Source organism: Betaproteobacteria bacterium, assembly GCA_009693245.1.
Taxonomy (GTDB): Bacteria; Pseudomonadota; Gammaproteobacteria; order Burkholderiales; family SHXO01; genus SHXO01.
Genome location: SHXO01000078.1, coordinates 1 through 15,811, shown reverse-complemented (window position 1 = coordinate 15,811; position 15,811 = coordinate 1). Strand labels below are relative to the sequence as shown.

17 protein-coding genes and 1 pseudogene are annotated in these 15,811 nt (G+C 60.3%); 7 read left to right on the top strand and 11 right to left on the bottom strand.

Translation table 11 applies throughout. The features are described 5' to 3' along the window. The first annotated feature begins 401 nt into the window (after window positions 1-401). The 3 genes from EXR36_12475 (at window position 402) to EXR36_12465 (ending at window position 1,858) form a co-directional block, all read left to right on the top strand. Window positions 402-1,064 carry a class C beta-lactamase-related serine hydrolase gene (locus EXR36_12475; protein MSQ60424.1) on the top strand — a complete coding sequence of 221 codons (663 nt, stop codon included), beginning with the start codon at window positions 402-404 and terminating at the stop codon, window positions 1,062-1,064. A 6-nt stretch (window positions 1,065-1,070) separates the two neighbouring features. Further along, a complete protein-coding gene (locus EXR36_12470; protein ID MSQ60423.1) occupies window positions 1,071-1,328 on the top strand; it encodes a hypothetical protein in 258 nt (85 codons plus the stop codon). 164 nt (window positions 1,329-1,492) lie between these two features. Then, window positions 1,493-1,858, top strand: a complete 366-nt coding sequence (locus tag EXR36_12465) for a hypothetical protein (protein MSQ60422.1) — start codon at window positions 1,493-1,495, stop codon at window positions 1,856-1,858. 144 nt (window positions 1,859-2,002) lie between these two features. Here EXR36_12465 and EXR36_12460 read toward each other — a convergent pair whose 3' ends face one another. Next, on the bottom strand, window positions 2,003-2,833 hold the full coding sequence (locus tag EXR36_12460) for a DMT family transporter (protein MSQ60421.1): 831 nt from the start codon (window positions 2,831-2,833) through the stop codon (window positions 2,003-2,005). 60 nt (window positions 2,834-2,893) lie between these two features. Further along, window positions 2,894-3,406: a VOC family protein gene (locus EXR36_12455; protein MSQ60420.1), complete on the bottom strand. Its 513-nt coding sequence runs from the start codon at window positions 3,404-3,406 to the stop codon at window positions 2,894-2,896. A 102-nt stretch (window positions 3,407-3,508) separates the two neighbouring features. Between EXR36_12455 and EXR36_12450 the strand changes: the two genes are divergently transcribed. Further along, window positions 3,509-4,030, top strand: a complete 522-nt coding sequence (locus tag EXR36_12450) for a hypothetical protein (protein ID MSQ60419.1) — start codon at window positions 3,509-3,511, stop codon at window positions 4,028-4,030. A gap of 50 nt (window positions 4,031-4,080) precedes the next feature. On the opposite strand, the pseudogene EXR36_12445 reads toward EXR36_12450, so the two are convergent. Together EXR36_12445 and EXR36_12440 are read right to left on the bottom strand one after the other, a co-directional pair. After that, window positions 4,081-6,865, bottom strand: a pseudogene (locus EXR36_12445) (benzoate-CoA ligase family protein). Between the two features lie 2 nt (window positions 6,866-6,867). Then, entirely contained in the window at window positions 6,868-7,746 is an 879-nt protein-coding gene (locus EXR36_12440) for a methyltransferase (GenBank protein ID MSQ60418.1), read from the bottom strand. A 49-nt stretch (window positions 7,747-7,795) separates the two neighbouring features. On the opposite strand from EXR36_12440, the gene EXR36_12435 reads away from it, so the two are divergent. The 3 genes from EXR36_12435 to EXR36_12425 are packed head-to-tail and all read left to right on the top strand — an operon-like array spanning window position 7,796 to window position 9,305. After that, window positions 7,796-8,812: a methyltransferase gene (locus EXR36_12435; GenBank protein ID MSQ60417.1), complete on the top strand. Its 1,017-nt coding sequence runs from the start codon at window positions 7,796-7,798 to the stop codon at window positions 8,810-8,812. Between the two features lie 31 nt (window positions 8,813-8,843). Beyond that, window positions 8,844-9,074 (top strand): CopG family transcriptional regulator, encoded by a 231-nt coding sequence (locus EXR36_12430; protein MSQ60416.1) that lies wholly within the window; start codon window positions 8,844-8,846, stop codon window positions 9,072-9,074. Between the two features lie 12 nt (window positions 9,075-9,086). Continuing rightward, window positions 9,087-9,305, top strand: a complete 219-nt coding sequence (locus EXR36_12425; GenBank protein ID MSQ60415.1) for a type II toxin-antitoxin system VapC family toxin — start codon at window positions 9,087-9,089, stop codon at window positions 9,303-9,305. 4 nt (window positions 9,306-9,309) lie between these two features. Here the strand turns inward: EXR36_12425 and panB are convergent, their stop codons facing one another. From panB to EXR36_12390, 7 genes are all read right to left on the bottom strand, one after another. Beyond that, entirely contained in the window at window positions 9,310-10,104 is a 795-nt protein-coding gene (gene panB / locus EXR36_12420) for a 3-methyl-2-oxobutanoate hydroxymethyltransferase (protein ID MSQ60414.1), read from the bottom strand. A 32-nt stretch (window positions 10,105-10,136) separates the two neighbouring features. Then, a complete protein-coding gene (locus tag EXR36_12415) occupies window positions 10,137-11,000 on the bottom strand; it encodes an alpha/beta hydrolase (GenBank protein MSQ60413.1) in 864 nt (287 codons plus the stop codon). A 4-nt stretch (window positions 11,001-11,004) separates the two neighbouring features. Next, window positions 11,005-12,057: an iditol 2-dehydrogenase gene (locus tag EXR36_12410; protein ID MSQ60412.1), complete on the bottom strand. Its 1,053-nt coding sequence runs from the start codon at window positions 12,055-12,057 to the stop codon at window positions 11,005-11,007. A 9-nt stretch (window positions 12,058-12,066) separates the two neighbouring features. Further along, window positions 12,067-13,542: an aldehyde dehydrogenase gene (locus tag EXR36_12405; GenBank protein ID MSQ60411.1), complete on the bottom strand. Its 1,476-nt coding sequence runs from the start codon at window positions 13,540-13,542 to the stop codon at window positions 12,067-12,069. Between the two features lie 26 nt (window positions 13,543-13,568). Beyond that, window positions 13,569-14,498 carry a 2-dehydropantoate 2-reductase gene (locus EXR36_12400; protein MSQ60410.1) on the bottom strand — a complete coding sequence of 310 codons (930 nt, stop codon included), beginning with the start codon at window positions 14,496-14,498 and terminating at the stop codon, window positions 13,569-13,571. A 9-nt stretch (window positions 14,499-14,507) separates the two neighbouring features. Further along, the gene (locus EXR36_12395) at window positions 14,508-14,837 is read right to left on the bottom strand and encodes a VOC family protein (protein ID MSQ60409.1); all 330 of its coding nucleotides are present in this window, start codon (window positions 14,835-14,837) and stop codon (window positions 14,508-14,510) included. A gap of 69 nt (window positions 14,838-14,906) precedes the next feature. Next, window positions 14,907-15,811 (bottom strand): dihydroxy-acid dehydratase (locus EXR36_12390; GenBank protein MSQ60408.1); only part of this gene is annotated, 905 nt, incomplete at its 5' end.

Below are 15,811 nucleotides of genomic sequence, written 5' to 3'. Positions count from 1 at the left end.
AGCAATTGAAGAACTACGAACGATTGAAGCTTCTGATGGATCGCTGGATCGATCTGGCTACAGAACTATCGAATCTCCGCATCGCCAAGGAAAAGAACTGACAAGGGGCGAGAACTTGTCACTGTCCAGAATGAAACTTAAAGTTGTTTTTTTATACATACTCCTTTCTTATTCATTAACTTCATTTGGTCAAACTTCTTCTAATAAATTTAAAGTTGGTGATGTATTAAGTTCAAAAATTAATGGGTTGTACGTTGCTGCCGCCTCACTGGGGGCTCGATGATCATCCCAGGCTGCCCTATGTTGCGCATGGCGCGGTGCCTGATGTGACGGCGATTCCTTTCCCCGCCGGGGATGAGATCGATCTACCAGCGCATGGCATGAGCACGTAACACCCGGAACTGGCGCCCATCCTCGATCGCGCGTTCGACGGCAAGTATTACGGTGACAGCGTGGTCACGACGGCCGTCATCGTCCTGAAGCGCGGCAAAATTATCGCGGAGCGCTACCGGCCTGGATTAGGTATTCACTCGGGCTATCGCACTTGGTCCACGACAAAGAGCATCACCGCCGCCATCATGAGCATCGCGTCGGCGCAAGGAATTGTGGACCTGGATGCACGGGCGGATATTCCGGAATGGAGCGACGCGGCCGACCCGCGCCGGGCCATCACCTACAAGCACTTGCTGTGGATGTCCAGCGGCTTGGTGAGCGGTGGATCCAACACCAATGCAATCTACTTCGGCGGGCAAGATGTCGTGAGCGCCACGACCACCACGGCACTCGAAGCGCAACCTGGTACGCGATGGAAATACGCCAATAACGACACGCTGCTTTTGTTGCGGGCCTTGCGATATCGCTTGAACGATGACCGCAAATACTTACGGTTTCCCTACGATGATCTGCTGCATCCGCTAGGCATGTACCACACGTTCATGGAAACCGATCATCTGGGTAACTTCATCGGATCCAGCCAAACCTACACCACGGCGAGAGATCTGGCGCGCTTCGCTTTATTGCTTGCCAACGACGGCGTATGGAACGGCAAGCGCCTGTTACCCTAAGGCTGGGTGAATTTTTCCACCACGCCCGCGCCTTCCAAACCTTCCGTGGCGGGGCAATGGGGGTACGGAGCGCAGTTGTGGTTACTCGATCAAATGCCCGGTGTGCCCCGAGGCACTTTTTCCACCGCTGGCAACAATGGCCAGTACGCGACGGTGGTTCCCGGCCATGATTTGGCGATCATTCGCACCGGAGCCGATCCCGGCGGCAAACGCTGGGAGCAGCATCGCTTGGTGGCGGACGTCGCCGCCGCGCTAGCCAAATAATGTCCGTCGTTCCGTCGCAACAAGAAATACGGCCGAACGCGGTGCAACGGACGATGACCCGGTAGGTTTTCTTCTTAACTCGCTGATAGCGCGAGTGGAAAATTCCATGGCACGAGCACTGCGTGGAGGCCCGTTGCAATCATGCACCACCCAGGAGGAACCCTATGCAATTTCCCTTCACCAACATGTCACTCCCGGCGCAGCGGGGACTGTTCGGCTTGCTGCAAGAGATCGGGCAAACCCTCGCAACCTTCATCATCGCCGGCTTGATGTTTTTCGGTATCGTAGCCTTCATTTTCACGACCATGGGTCCCAATGGCTGGCTGAAAGCGTTTCTATCCGAGCTATTGACCCAGCACCCCATGGCAGCTATGACCGCTGTATCCGCCTTGGTAATCTTCGGGGCCACCGGAAAACGTTACGTCGACCATACTACCTTCCACGTGCGTATCGGAAACGGACTGACATACGCATGCCTCTCCTGTGGCATTTACTTTGCTGCAAAGCTGGCCACGACAGGCGCCATTTGAAGTCTCGCACTATCCCAGCCGCGTTTCACGTTCAGTCGCCCTCCTGAGACTGTAAATCTCGATGCGCCTCAAGCGATTAAAACAAACACAGCAAAACTGATCGTCCGCAAGCGACGATGACTCCCCGGCGGCGGCGCGAATTGTTTAACGCGCCGCCGTTTTTATATTGAGCCAGGCTCCCGCGCAAAGTATGACCGCGCCCGCCAGCACCCAAGCATCCACCTTCTCATCGTAGAATCCAAAACCCACGGTCGCGACCAGTGGCAGTCGCAGAAAATCCATGGGAATGACCACTGTCGCATCCGCCAGTTGAAAAGCGCGTGTCATGCAGTAATGCGCGAATAGCGCGGCGTTCCCCACGACGATGAGCCACGGCCAGGCGCCCAGAGATGGCCACACCCAGTGGGGCAATGAAAATACGAATCCAATGGGAAGTTGAATCAGCGTCATGTAGAACAGGATCGAGAGCGGCGTTTCGCTCTTCGACAAGCGCTTGGTCAATGTATGCGCCAAGGCGAAGCTGAAGGCTCCCCCAAGGACGGCAAGCGCCGCGGGATGAACGATGGCGATACCGGGCCGCAGAATGATGAGCGTACCGGTGAAACCGATGGCCACCACAAACACGCGCATGCGTGTCATGCGCTCGCCCAGTAGAAACGGGGCCAGCACCGCCGTCCATATGGGCATGGTGAATTCCAGCGCGAACACCTCCGTCAACGGAATGAGTGCAACGCCGTAGAACCACCCGTACTGGCCCGTGAAGTGAACGAAGTTGCGCGCAAAATGAGTCCCCAATACCCGGGTGCCCAATATCTGGGTGCGCACCTGGGTCCAGCCGGCGCGATAGAGGAAGACCGCGATGACGGCGACTCCCACCAGGCTGCGAAAGAAAAGTAATTGAAAGGTGGTGAGTTCGCGCGCCAACTCGCGTCCCGATATGGCCATGGCCAGAAAGCAGCACATGGCACCGCCCATCCAGAAGGCGGCGCGAACGATGGGTGCTAAGGGTGCCGGTGGCACTAGAGATCTAAAGGACTAGAGGTCTAAAGGTTCGCTATGCGCCACGCTACTTGGATTTTCGCGCCATATGCGCGGGTCGGCATCCACGTATAACTCGATCCGGTTGCCATCGGGGTCGTGAATATACAAAGACTGCGCGACTATGTGATCCGCCGTTCGGTCGATGGCAATGCCCCGGGCTTGCAGATGCTGGAGCGCGGCTCGCAACTCACCCATGCTGTTGCCAATCTTGAGCGCCACGTGCGCAAGCCCGGGCGCTCCTTCCCGCGCGGAAGGTGCATCGCTCCCCAATTCCATGAGGGCAAGATCGTGGTGGTTACCTGCGATCGAGAAGAATGCCATGGGCGTATCCCGTATCAGCGTGCGCGCAACCACCGGGAGCCCCAATACGCCGTTGAAGAACGCCAGCGAGCGATCGAGGTTTCGTACCTTTAACACCACATGACCCAGAGCTTGAACGCGCATGATGACCTCAATCGGTTGGCCGAGAATCCAGGCGGCATTTTGCCAGTAGTATTGCGGCCACATCCATTCACCCTGTATGGAAACGCCAAGCGCAAATGCGCTAAAGTATGGTACGTGGCGACCCCGTCGCCCCACGATCAATATCTAACCTAGAGGAGAGCAGTCATGAGCGGATTCGTAATCGCGAATTTCAAGCATGTGGCCAACGGCCTACAGCCGGGCCAATTTGGCGTGGGCGAGCGCAAGCCCGCCACCAGCTTGAAGGATCTGGACCCGATCTACAAGCAGTTGCTCGACGATCCCGTATCCATGACGCTGGCCGTCATCGGGCCCGATGGCCGCCCAGGCTTGACCGTCATGTGGTTCGATTACGAGGGCGACAAGATTCTGGTGAACACCGCCTCCCACCGCCCCAAATGCGAGTGGATTCGCAAGAACCCGCAGATGACCTGCTTGCTGGCAAACCCGAAGAACCCCTACCACTGGGTGAGCATCAAGTGCACCGCCGAAAGGGAAGTGCTTGAAACCGGCCCGGAAGGCGCGCGGGTGACCAAGCAGTTGGATAAGATCTGGACCAAATACACCGGCCAGCCCGGCCCCTACGGCCTGCGCGATCCGAAGATAGACGAGAAGCGCGTATTGTTCGAGTGCAGGATCGACAAGATCGCCACTTTCGGTGTGCCCTAACCGCTATCCGTTCCCTCCCCCGCGCGCGGTGGAGGGTTAGGGTGGGGGCGTTAGGGTGGAGGCGCGACATAACTTTGCCGAAGCCTCTGCCTATCGATCTTGTCCGTCCCCGTTTTAGGCAGCGATTCCAGATAGCGCACTTGGCGCGGGTACTTGTACGGCGTCAACTGGGATTTCACGAAGTCTTGTAACGAGCGCGTCGTGGCGCCATCGCGAGCCGCCGCGTCCTTCAGCACCACGAACGCCGCCAGCGTCATCAAACGGTTTTCTTCTTCCACGCCCAACACCGCGCACTCCTTCACCCAAGGATGTTCGGCCAGGCAGCGCTCGCCCTCCAGAGGGTAAATCCATTGCCCGCTCACCTTGATAAGATCGTCCACGCGGCCTTCGAAAAAATAAAACCCATCGTCATCCACGCGGAACTGGTCGCTGGTGTAGATCCAGCTTTCGCGCATGGATTCCGCCGTTTTATCGGAGCGGTTCCAATAGAGTGGCGCTTGCGAATCGCCGCGCACCCACAACACGCCGGATTCTCCGGTCGAGACCGGGCGGCCCTCGGGATCCGCCAGCTTGAGTTCGTATCCCGGCACACGCGCTCCGCTGGCACCTGGTTTTTGATGGTCCAAGCGATTGGAAAGGTAAATGTGCAGCACTTCCGTGGAGCCCAATCCCTCGACGATGGAAAGCCCGTAGCGCCGCTGCCACTCGCGGAATAGCTCGCCGGACAAGGTTTCCGCCGCGGAGAGGCACAGGCGCAGGCTGGACAAATCGCGCGCTTCCGAACCGGGATGAGCAATTAGGCTGTTGTAGAGCGTCGGCAGGCCAAAGAACAATGTGGGCCGGTGTTTCTCGATGGTGCCGAACACCGCTTGCGCATCTGGGCGCCCGGGCAGCAGCACGGTGGTGGCGCCAACGGAAAAAGGAAAGGTCAGTGAATTGCCGAAGCCGTAGGCATAGAATATTTTGGGCGGCGAGAACACCACATCGCTCTCGCGAATGCCCAGCACGCGCTCGCCATAGGCGGCGTGGGTGTAGGACACATCATGGTGCAGATGTACCACGCCCTTGGGCCGTCCCGTCGAACCGGAGCTATACATCCAGAAAGCCATTTCGTCGCGGTGTGTACCGGCTTCCGGCAGCGTTTCGCCTTGAAGCGCGATCCACTGCGTCCAAGAAATTGCATTCACCAAGGGAAGACCGGGCGCGCTCGCGGGCTCCTCCACGAATACCACGTGCCGCAAACGCGACGCACGCACGGACTCGTGTCCAAGCAAGGGCGCCAAGATGCCGTGGACGATGGCCACTTCGGCGCCCGAATCCTGCAAGTAATAACCCACCAATTCCGGCGGAGACAAGGTATTGAGCAGCACCGGCACGTAACCCGCGCGCATGGCACCGAAGATGGCGGCCACGTACTCCGGTGTGTCTGGCATCAGCATGAGCACGCGGCTGCCGCGCGCAAGCCCCAACGCGCTCAAACCATTGCCTGCGCGCGAAGCCAGCGCGCAAAGTTGCGCGTAAGTCAGGCGCGTTTCATCGCAGATGAGGGCGAGCTTCTCCTCGCGTCCCGCGCCAAGGTTATCGAACAGTATGCGCGCGCAGTTGTAGTGCTCCGGCAATTCGAAGACGATCTGCCGCACGCAGCCGCTTTCCCGGTCGAAGGGATCGGCCATGCGCCGCGTATCGCCTGCATAGGCCACTTGCCGCCTGCCCTCGCCAACGTGTGTCATGAACCGGGGCGCCATGCTGCGCAGCCGCTCGTCACTCACGCGGCCGCTGCGCGTCATGTAATCGTAGGCCAGTTGCCATGGCGCGTAGTGCATCTTGTCGGACATGCGCTCGTACCAAAAGGAGCTGGCATTGGCCGCCGCCAGGATTTTCTCCACCACGGGGCGGCGTTCGCGCTCGAACACGGCCAGTGCGGCCGCCGTGTCCTCGCCGGCTTCTCCGAAAGCGCGGTCCAAGGCGATGGCATCCTCCAGCGCCAGCCGCGTGCCAGAGCCGATGGAAAAATGCGCGGTGTGCAACGCGTCGCCGATCAGCACCGTGTTGCCGGCGGACCAGTTACGATTGGAGAGCAGCGGAAAGTTGCGCCAGATGGATTTGTTCGACACCAAGGCGTGGCCTTCGAGGTCAGGCGCGAAAACCTGCTCGCAGTAGCGGCGCGACTCCTCTTCGGACATGCGACCCAAGCCCGCGCGGTACCAGGTGGCCGCGTCGCACTCCACCAAAAAAGTGCTCATGCTGGCGCTGTAGCGGTAGTGGTGCGCTACCCAAGTGCCATGCTCGTTAGTGCGACTGGTGAGCGTGAGGCAATCGAATGCCTTGCTCGTTCCATACCATGCGAACTTGTTGGTTAGCCACTGCGTGCGAAGTTCGAATCGCTGCGGATGCGCGCCTCTCACGAAGGAGTTCAATCCATCCGCGCCCACGACCAGATGCCGCGCCGCTCAGCTCGGCAAGCGATTCGATGCGGCGCCCGAACACGAGATTCACCCCTGATTCGCGACACAGATCTTGCAGTAACTTGTTTAACTCGAGGCGTGCGATGGCGGAGAAGCCATTGCCGTCTATTTCCACGCGTTCGTCACGATGCACGATGCGCTGCGCTGGCCAGATCTCCATGCGCGGCAGGAGAAGTTCGTAAAAATCGGAGGCATCGCGTTGCAGAAATTCCAATGCGCCTTGCGAGAACACGACCCCGAAGCCGAAAGTAAGGCCGGCCTCGTTCTGCTCGAGCACCTCGACCTGCCAGTGAGGGTGGCGGCGCTTGAAGAGCCAGGCGAAGAGCAGTCCCGCAGGGCCGGCACCGGCGATGAGGCCGCGCTTAGCCATGTCTATGCGAAGAAAGCCAACGTCCGCGCCTCGATGCTTTGGCGTGGCGGCGCGCCGGTGGGCGTGGCCGGGTCCACGAAGGAACAATGCGGCGTGAAGCGCGCGCGGCCGTCCTTCTCGGAATCGTAGACCTTGAACACCAGGGCCTCGTCGCGCGTCATGTGAGGAAAGTAGAACCAGCGCTGGTTGGGGTTGTAGGCGAGTTGGTAAGTCTCGCCCACGCGGTGGGGATAACGGCGCTCGGCCTTGATCAAATCGCCGGCCGCCACGCTGCGTGCATCCACCACGGCCAGCGGGTTCGCCAGGATGGGCCGAGATATGGCCCGCCACACCTGGATAATGGCAAAGCGGCGCTTGAGCAACTGCTCCGCCCCCGCGGGCAACAATTCACGCAAGCGTTGCGGACCGGACCACTCAGTGTAGTCATTGTGCGCCCACAGCACAGGCTCCCTCACTTTGCGCTCGGACTGCTCCGCCTCGTCCCCCGAACGCAACGTATGATCGAACACGTGCACACGGTAAGCACCGGAAACCCGTGACACCAGTTGCTCGATCTCGGCGTAGTAGATCCTTGCGAGTTCAGTGGCGTCAAAAAAATTCTTCACCGTGGTGGCGTGCTCCGCCAGCTCAAAGCCATTGCGATCGAGCGTCATCTCGCGGCCCCATGCGCGGGCATCGGCAATCTCGACCCGGCGCTGCTCCCTGGCTCCCGAGCGGCGTCCGATGACGCGACCCGCCTCGTAGGTCTCATTGACCGGCATCTCGCCCGTATCCACGGAGAACGTGATCTCGGCATGGACGGTACTTCCTCGTCCGGCTGGCGGGGAATTGTGTGCCGGATGCGCGTGCCTGTCCTGGATCATGGGAGCGTATTCTGCCATGGCGCGCAACGCCATACCGTAGAATCGGCGTCCCTACTACTGGCGTCTGATGAAGAAAATGGAAACCGCCGCGGCCCAGATGCGCGACATGATTACGTGGTACTTCGTCTCACGCGCCATCCACCTTGCCGCGGAGCATGACATAGCCGGCCGGCTGGCCAATTGCCCCAAGACAGCGCAAGCCCTGGCTGATGAAGTCTCGCTGCACGGATCCACCCTGCACCGTCTGCTGCGCGCTCTCGCCAGCCGGGGGATTTTCCGGGAAGATGAAGCGGGTCGCTTCGCCAACACGGACTTGTCCGAATGTCTGCGTGACGACGTTCCGAGTTCCCTGCGCGGTCTCGCCATGCTCTTTGGCGATGAAACCAGTTGGAAGAGCTGGGAAGAGTTGGCCTACTGCGTGCAATCCGGCAAGCCTTCCTTCGAGCAAGTTTACGGCGAACAGTTTTGGAATTACCTGTCTCGCAACCCCGAGAAAGCCGGCATGTTCGACCGCGCCATGGCGGGTTCCTCGGGCTTGATCAACGACGCCATCGCCTCGGCCTACGATTTCTCCGCCACCGATGTCATCGTCGACGTCGCGGGAGGCGTCGGCAGCACCCTGTGCGCGATCCTCTCCGGCTTTCCAACACTCAAGGGCGTGCTATTCGATTTGCCGCACCTGCGAGAACGCGCGGAGCAGTACATCGCCACGCGCGCATTGAGTAACCGCTGCGAATTCCGCCACGGCAGTTTTTTCGATGCCATCCCTAAGGGCGGCGGCATTTACTTCATGAAGCACATCGTCCACGATTGGGACGATGCCCACTGCGTGAAATTCCTGGGCAACGTTCGAACCGCCATGGAGCCCCGCGCGAGACTCTTCGTGTGCGAACGCATCGTCCCGCCCGGCAACGAACCCTTCTCCGCCAAGTGGTCCGACCTGCACATGCTGGTGCACACTCACGGCGGGCGCGAACGCACGGAACCTGAGTTTCGGCATCTGTACGAGGCCAGCGGATTTCAGCTCTCCCGGATCATCCCGACGAAGTCAGAGTGGAGTTTGATCGAAGGGGTGCCGGTGTAGGAACTCTCAATCCGCGAACGGCGGTCGGTGCATCGGACAGGTCACAATTTACTTGGACGATGAAACCGAAAAATTGATGCAGGCGGCCGTCCAGTCCGCTGGAATATCGAAGAGCAAATGGATCGCGGACTTGATCCGCCGGCGAGCGGTTGCGGACTGGCCGGAGCACGTGCGCGATTTAGCGGGGGCATGGCCGGATTTTCCGCTGGCAGAAGAGATTCGCGCGAGCGGAGCCAAGGACAGCAAACGCGGAAAACTCTAATGTACGCGCTGGATACGAACACACTGCCTTGTCCGTGTCCTTGCATTAGATGCGGATACCGCCAAACTGGCGGCGGCAATTCGCGGCGTTCTTGACGCCGCGGGAATGGCCATCGGTCCGATGGATGTCCTGATTTCCGCCACCGCTCTTTCTCATGGGGCGGCCTTGGTAACGCACAATACCAAGGAGTTTTCGAGGGTAAATGGCCTGGGCGCGGAAGACTGGTTTTGAACTTCTAACTAAAACAATATTCCGGCGACGGGAACGAGCCGTCCTTCACTTCCTTCACGTAGTTCTGCATCGCCTGCTGAATCGATGGGCCGCCCGCCATGAAGTTCTTCACGAACTTCGCTTTCTTGCCGGGATAGACATCGAGCATGTCGTGCAGAATCAAAATCTGGCCCGAGCAGTGTGGGCCGCCGCCGATGCCGATGGTGAAGATGGTGAGATCGTCGGTGATCTGTTTTCCCAAGGGGGTGGGGACGCATTCGAGCACAAGGCCGCAGGCGCCGGATTGCTCCAGCAGCTTGGCGTCGGCGCGAATGCGCTCGGCGGCCGCATCGGTCTTGCCTTGCACCTTGTAGCCGCCCAAGGCGTGCACGGATTGGGGTGTGAGACCTAGGTGGCCGAACACGGGGATGCTGCGCGAAGTGAGAAAAGCGACGGTCTCCGCCATGACGGCCCCGCCTTCGAGCTTTACCGCTTGCGCCCCGGCCGCCATCAGCTTAGCGGCATTCTCGTAGGCTTGTTGCGGGCTGATCTGATAACTGCCGAAGGGTAGGTCACCCAGCACGAAGGATTTCTGGCTGCCGCGCACCACGCAGCGCGTGTGATAGACCATGTCCTCGATGGTGACGGGCAGCGTGGAATCGTGTCCTTGCACCACCATGCCCAGCGAATCGCCGATGAGAAAGATCTCGACGCCAGCGTTCTCGCACAAGGCCGCGAAGCTCGCGTCATAGCAGGAGACCATGGCGATCTTCTGACCTTCGGTTTTCATTTTCTGAAGCGTGCTGATGGAAATTCTCATGATGTCGTTTTACCTGGGTTAGATAGGAAAGATCAGCTAAAGAAAGCGAGCAGTTGTGCCGCCGTTTCTTCTGGTTTCTCTTCCGCGAGATAGTGGCCGCAATCCAGCGCGCGGCCGGTTACATCGTTGGCCCACGCTCGCCAGATGGCGAGGGTGTCGTACCAAGATTCTAATCTTGCTTTCGCGCCCCACAGCGCCAGCACGGGGCAGGTTATTCGCCGGCCCGTTCGTTTGTCCTGCGCGTCTATCTCGCAGTCGATGCCGGCACCCGCGCGGTAGTCCTCGCACATGCCACGGACGGTTTCCGGATTGCGAAAGCAAGTTAGATAATCGGCCACCGCTTCCGGCGCGAACAGCGCGCCGCGCGATGTGTGCCAGCCCCACCACCAATCTGGATCCGCGTTGATCAGTCTTTCGGGGAGGGGTGCCGGTTGTGCCAAGAAGAACCAGTGGTAATAGCCTAGCGCGAACTCCTTGCCGCTGCGCTCGAAAGCTTCGCCCGTGGGAATGATATCCAGCACCGCGAGTTTGGAGACAGCGTTGGGGAAATCGAGTGCCATGCGGTAGGCCACGCGCCCGCCACGGTCATGACCCGCCACCGCGAATCGCTGGTGCCCGAGTTGCCGCATGACTTCCACCTGGCTGCGCGCCATGGCACGCTTGGAATAGGGTGCGTGACCCTCCACGGACGGCGGTTTGCTGCTCATGCCGTAACCCGTGATGTCGGTGGCAATCACGGTGAAGTGCTTCGCCAGCACCGGCGCGACCAGGTGCCACATTACATGCGTCTGCGGATTACCGTGCAGCAGCAAGAGCGGCGGCCCCGATCCGCCCGTGCGGGCGCGGACCGTTACATCGCCTGCTTGAATCTCGGTTAGTTTGAAGCCTTCGAACATGATGCTAAGAAGGCCGGATCACGCCCTTGCCGGAGGACTGTTTGTCGAAGAGTTTGTAGGCTTCCTCGGCTTGCTCCAGCTTCCAATGGTGCGTGAACAACTTGTCGAGATTCATCTCGCGGTCAGCGACGTAGCGCGCGCAGTCCGCTTGCCCCACGGTGGAAAAGGTCCAGGAGCCGATGATGGTAACCTGCCGGCGCAGGATGTCGTTGCTCACGTCCAAGGTGACGGAATCGCCCTCGCCCACGAAGCAGGCCTTGCCCCAAGTGCGCACGCACTTGACGGCGTCGGCGCGTGCCTTGGGCGACGAGGAGGCGTCGATGGATGCATGCGCGCCGCGTCCGTGAGTGGCATCGCGGATGGCTTGCACCACGTTCTCCGTGTTCGCGGGATTGATGAGCACTTCGGCGCCGAACTCCTTGGCCCGCGCCAACCGCTCTTCGTTGGTATCCAACGCGATGACGCGCGCGCCCATTTCCGCCGCCAGCAGCGTGGCGGACAATCCCACCGGGCCTTGGCCGAACACGGCGATGGTTTGGTCGCCTTGTAGGCCAAGACGGTGCAGCGCGCCCCACGCGGTACCCGTGCCGCAAGAAATGGCGGCGCCCGCATCGAAGGACAATTCCTCGGGCAACGGCACCAACGTGCGTGCCGGGCACTTCATGTACTTCGCGTGCGCGCCGTGGCCAGTGACGCCGTAGACTTCCGCCACGCCTTCCACGCACAACTGCATCCAGCCGGTGTTGCAATGCTCGCACACGCCGCAGCCACGATAGTGGTGTTGCATGACGCGCATGCCCACCTTGGCTTGATTCTCCGATACGCCGGGACCCACCGCCGCCACCACGCCGCAGGGTTCGTGGCCGCCGATGAGCGGGCCGCTGATCTTGCCCAGGCCCAGGGATGCTGCCCCGCACTCGGCGCGATAGAACTTCAGATCACTCCCACACATGCCGGAAGCTTTGATCTCCAGCACTACTTCGCCGGGCCCCGGTGTGGGGTCGAGGAATTCCTGAATCTGCAATTGGCGGTTGCCTTGAAAAACGATGCCTTTCATTTTTTCCTCCTAACGCAGCACGAACGGGTTACCCGTCGCCGCTCCGGTGTTGATCCAAACACTCTTGACCTGTAGATACTCGCGGATGGCATCCTGGCCGCTCTCGCGCCCGAGACCCGAATCCTTGTATCCGCCGAAGGGCGAGAGATAGCTCACCGCGCGGTAGGTGTTGACCCACACGGTTCCCGCTTGAATACGCTCGGACATGCGGATGGCCCGGCCGATGTCGCTGGTCCACACCCCGGCGCCCAAGCCAAAGCGTACATCGTTGGCGATGGCGGTAGCCTCCTCTTCATCCTTGAATTTGATGACGGAGAGCACGGGCCCGAATACTTCTTCTTGCGCGATGCGCATGTTATTGGTGACGCCGGTGAACACCGTGGGCTCTACGAACCAGCCATCGCCGCACTCCGGTCGCTTGGCGGGGCCACCGCCCAGCGCGAGTTTGGCGCCTTCGTTCTTGGCCACGTCGATATAGCTCAGCACTTTTTCGTATTGCGGACGCGTGGTGATGGGTCCCACTTGGGTCTCCGTGCTCATGGGGTCGCCCATGCGCGCGGTCTTGGACAGTGCTATCAGCTTTTCCATGAAGCGGTCGTGCACGCCTTCTTGCAGTAGCAAACGCGATCCGGCGATGCAAGTTTGGCCCGTGGCAGCGAAGATTCCCGAGACGGCGCCGTTCACGGCATCTTCGATCTTGGCATCGTCGAACACGATGTTGGGAGATTTACCGCCCAGTTCCAAGGTGCAACGCTTGAAAGTACTGGCTGCGGCCACGTTGATGGCACGGCCCGTGGCGTCCGAACCAGTGAAGGCAACCTTGCGTACCAGGGGATGGGTGGTGAGGGTGCTCACGTCCTTGCCGAAGCCGGTGATGACGTTCACCACGCCGGTTGGGAACCCGGCTTCCTCGACGAGCTTGATGAACTCCAAGGTCGACGCCGATGTGAACTCCGAGGGTTTCACCACCACCGTGTTGCCGGCCGCAAGCGCCGGAGCCAGTTTCCACGCCAGTAACAGCAGCGGCGAATTCCAGGCGGTAATGGCGGCCACGACACCGAGGGGTTCATGGCGCGTGAAATTGAAGTAGCCCTTCTTGTCCAGAGGGATCACGGCGCCTTGCACTTTATCCGCCATGCCACCGAAGTAGTAGTACCACTGGGGAATGTAATTGACCTGGCCCTGCATTTCGGCGATGAGCTTGCCGTTATCGCGCACTTCCAACTCGGCGAGTTTTCTCGCGTCGCGCACGATCAAGTCGCCCAGCTTGTGCAGCAATATGCCTCGCTGGCTAGCGGTGAGCTGCGGCCAGGGGCCCTGCGTGAAGGCGCGGTGCGCGGCTTGAACGGCGCGGTCCACGTCTTCCGCATCGCCTTGCGCCACTTGCGTCCACACTTTGCCCGTGAAAGGGTTGTAACTGTCGAACCACTTGCCCAAGGCGGCGTTGGTGAATTTTCCGTCGATGTACATCTGAAGCTGTTGCATGTGTTCTCCTGATTGCTCTGAAGGGATTATTTGCGCGCGCCCATCTTGCGCTCCTTGGCCCGGACCAAGGTGCTGACCACCGTATTGAACGGCGTGGCAACGCCCAGCGCTTGGCCGGCAACGGGAATGGCGCCGTTGATGAAATCGATTTCCGACATGCGTCCTTCCATGTGATCGAGCAACATGGAGGGCCGGGCATCGGGGATTTTGCTACCGAAGTTGCGCACGTAGCTCACGGGGTCGTCGAAATCCACGCGGATGTTGCGTGCCTTGGCCACGTCGTACGCCTCTCTGGCGCATCTCGAAGCGCATGCCCATGCATCGGCGTTATCCATGACCTGGCCAACGGTCATTTCCGTAAGAGCACAAGTGCCCGAAAAACACACGTTGCAGATGAGTTTCTCCCACACGAGCTGGTCGATGTCGTCGAAGCACTTCACCTTGAAGCCGCCAGATGTCCACACTTGCGCCACGCTCTCCAAGCGCGGCGAGATGGGCCCGCTCATTTCGCCCAGGCGCACCAGTTCCCAGCCGTTGTGATGCGCGTGACCGGGGCCGCGCATGGAGGCGCCAAACCCCCCGACCACGCCGACCATCACCTTGTCGCGGCCGAGCACGCGCGCCGCGGTATCGGGGCCGCCCAAGCCGTTTTGAATGGAGAGCACCATGGTCTTGGGGCCGATGAGTGAGCGAGCCGCTTGCGCTGCCGTTTCCACATGCATGGCCTTGGTCGCGATGATCACCAATTCGCAATGTCCGGCCTGCGCGGCATCGGTGGTCGCGTTCACGCGCACGGTGTGGTCGCCCGAGGCGCCTTCCAGACGCAGCCCGTTCTGGCGCATGGCGTCCACATGTTCCTTCCAGGAATCGATGGCCCATACTTCGTGGTCGGCGTTACCGAGAAGCGCGGCGTACACGCTTCCCATGGCGCCACATCCTACAACCGCTATTTTCATTGTCGTCCTTTATGCCGTGGCTTTGCAGTACAGCTCCACGCAATTGCCTTCGGGATCGAAGGTGCGAAAGGCGTTGTACTCCCCACCAATGGTGATTTTCACGTTGAACTTGCTGGCCCATTCATTCAATTCGGCCATGGAGGATAGTTTCAGGCCGAAGTGTAGATCGGGCGCGCGGCTCACCGGTTCGCCCGGTTGAAATACGATCAGCACGCCCGGGCCGCGCACCTTGTTCGAATCGGCTTTCAGTCCAAAGGTTTGTTCGTACCAACGCGCAAGACCTTCTGGATCGCGCGCCGGAAGATTGAGGTGTTCGAGTTGAAAAGTAGACACGGGCATGGCCAGCTTCCTAAAAATAAGTTTTGAGACGCGCGCGCAAGTTCAGCGCGCCGCGCAGGGCCCGCAATATTACCCTGGAGGCAAGTCCGTGATCGCGCCCTTGGAGGCATCCGAAACCAGGCGCGCATATTTCGCGAATACGCCACTGGTGTAGCGCGGAGTGGGCGCGTTCCAATGGGAAAGGCGTTGCTTAATTTCGTCGCTGGTAAGCCCCACATCCAGGCGGCGCTTGTCCACGTCGATCGTTATCGTGTCGCCATCCTTGAGGGCCGCGATAGGACCGCGTCGCGCCGCTTCCGGTACGATGTGGCCGATGACGAAGCCGCGCGTGGCACCGGAGAAGCGCCCGTCGGTCATCAGGGCCACGGTCTCTCCCAACCCAGCCCCTTGCAACGCACCGGTGACAAGCTGCATCTCTCGCATCCCCGGCCCGCCGATGGGCCCCTCGTAGCGGATCACGATCACGTCGTTTGGTTGGATGCGGCCTTCCTTGATGGCGCGGAAGGCGTCTTCCTCGCGCTCGAAGACTTTCGCCGGGCCTTGGTGGTAACTTTTCTTCTGGCCGGAAACTTTGATGACACTGCCGCCGGGCGCGAGACTCCCGCGCAGGATGGCGAGCCCGCCTTCCGGCTTGAGCGCCTGCGCCAGCGGCTTGATGACTTGCTGGCCCTGGGTTTCGGGGCTGGCCTCGATCTCCTCTCCGAGGGTGCGCCCGCTGATGGTCTTCTCACCATGGTGCAGCAGCCCCGCTTGCATCAGACGTTTGCCAACGACGGCCATGCCGCCCGCGTCGTACATTTCCGGCGCTGTGTAAGTCCCCCACGGGCGCATGTCGGCCACCACTGGAGTTTTGCGCGAAATATGATCGAAATCGTCCAAAGATAACTCCACGCCGAAGTCATGCGCCATCGCGAGCAGGTGCAGCACCGCGTTGGTGGACCCGCCCGTGGACATGACTTCGGTGATGGCGTTCT

Coding starts and splice junctions, on each gene's coding strand:
- EXR36_12465 (MSQ60422.1), top strand. CDS start 1,493: ATGCAATTTCCCTTCACCAACATGTCACTCCCGGCGCAGCGGGGACTG.
- EXR36_12460 (MSQ60421.1), bottom strand. CDS start 2,833: ATGGGCGGTGCCATGTGCTGCTTTCTGGCCATGGCCATATCGGGACGC.
- EXR36_12455 (MSQ60420.1), bottom strand. CDS start 3,406: ATGTGGCCGCAATACTACTGGCAAAATGCCGCCTGGATTCTCGGCCAA.
- EXR36_12450 (MSQ60419.1), top strand. CDS start 3,509: ATGAGCGGATTCGTAATCGCGAATTTCAAGCATGTGGCCAACGGCCTA.
- EXR36_12440 (MSQ60418.1), bottom strand. CDS start 7,746: ATGGCAGAATACGCTCCCATGATCCAGGACAGGCACGCGCATCCGGCA.
- EXR36_12435 (MSQ60417.1), top strand. CDS start 7,796: ATGAAGAAAATGGAAACCGCCGCGGCCCAGATGCGCGACATGATTACG.
- panB (MSQ60414.1), bottom strand. CDS start 10,104: ATGAGAATTTCCATCAGCACGCTTCAGAAAATGAAAACCGAAGGTCAG.
- EXR36_12415 (MSQ60413.1), bottom strand. CDS start 11,000: ATGTTCGAAGGCTTCAAACTAACCGAGATTCAAGCAGGCGATGTAACG.
- EXR36_12410 (MSQ60412.1), bottom strand. CDS start 12,057: ATGAAAGGCATCGTTTTTCAAGGCAACCGCCAATTGCAGATTCAGGAA.
- EXR36_12405 (MSQ60411.1), bottom strand. CDS start 13,542: ATGCAACAGCTTCAGATGTACATCGACGGAAAATTCACCAACGCCGCC.
- EXR36_12400 (MSQ60410.1), bottom strand. CDS start 14,498: ATGAAAATAGCGGTTGTAGGATGTGGCGCCATGGGAAGCGTGTACGCC.
- EXR36_12395 (MSQ60409.1), bottom strand. CDS start 14,837: ATGCCCGTGTCTACTTTTCAACTCGAACACCTCAATCTTCCGGCGCGC.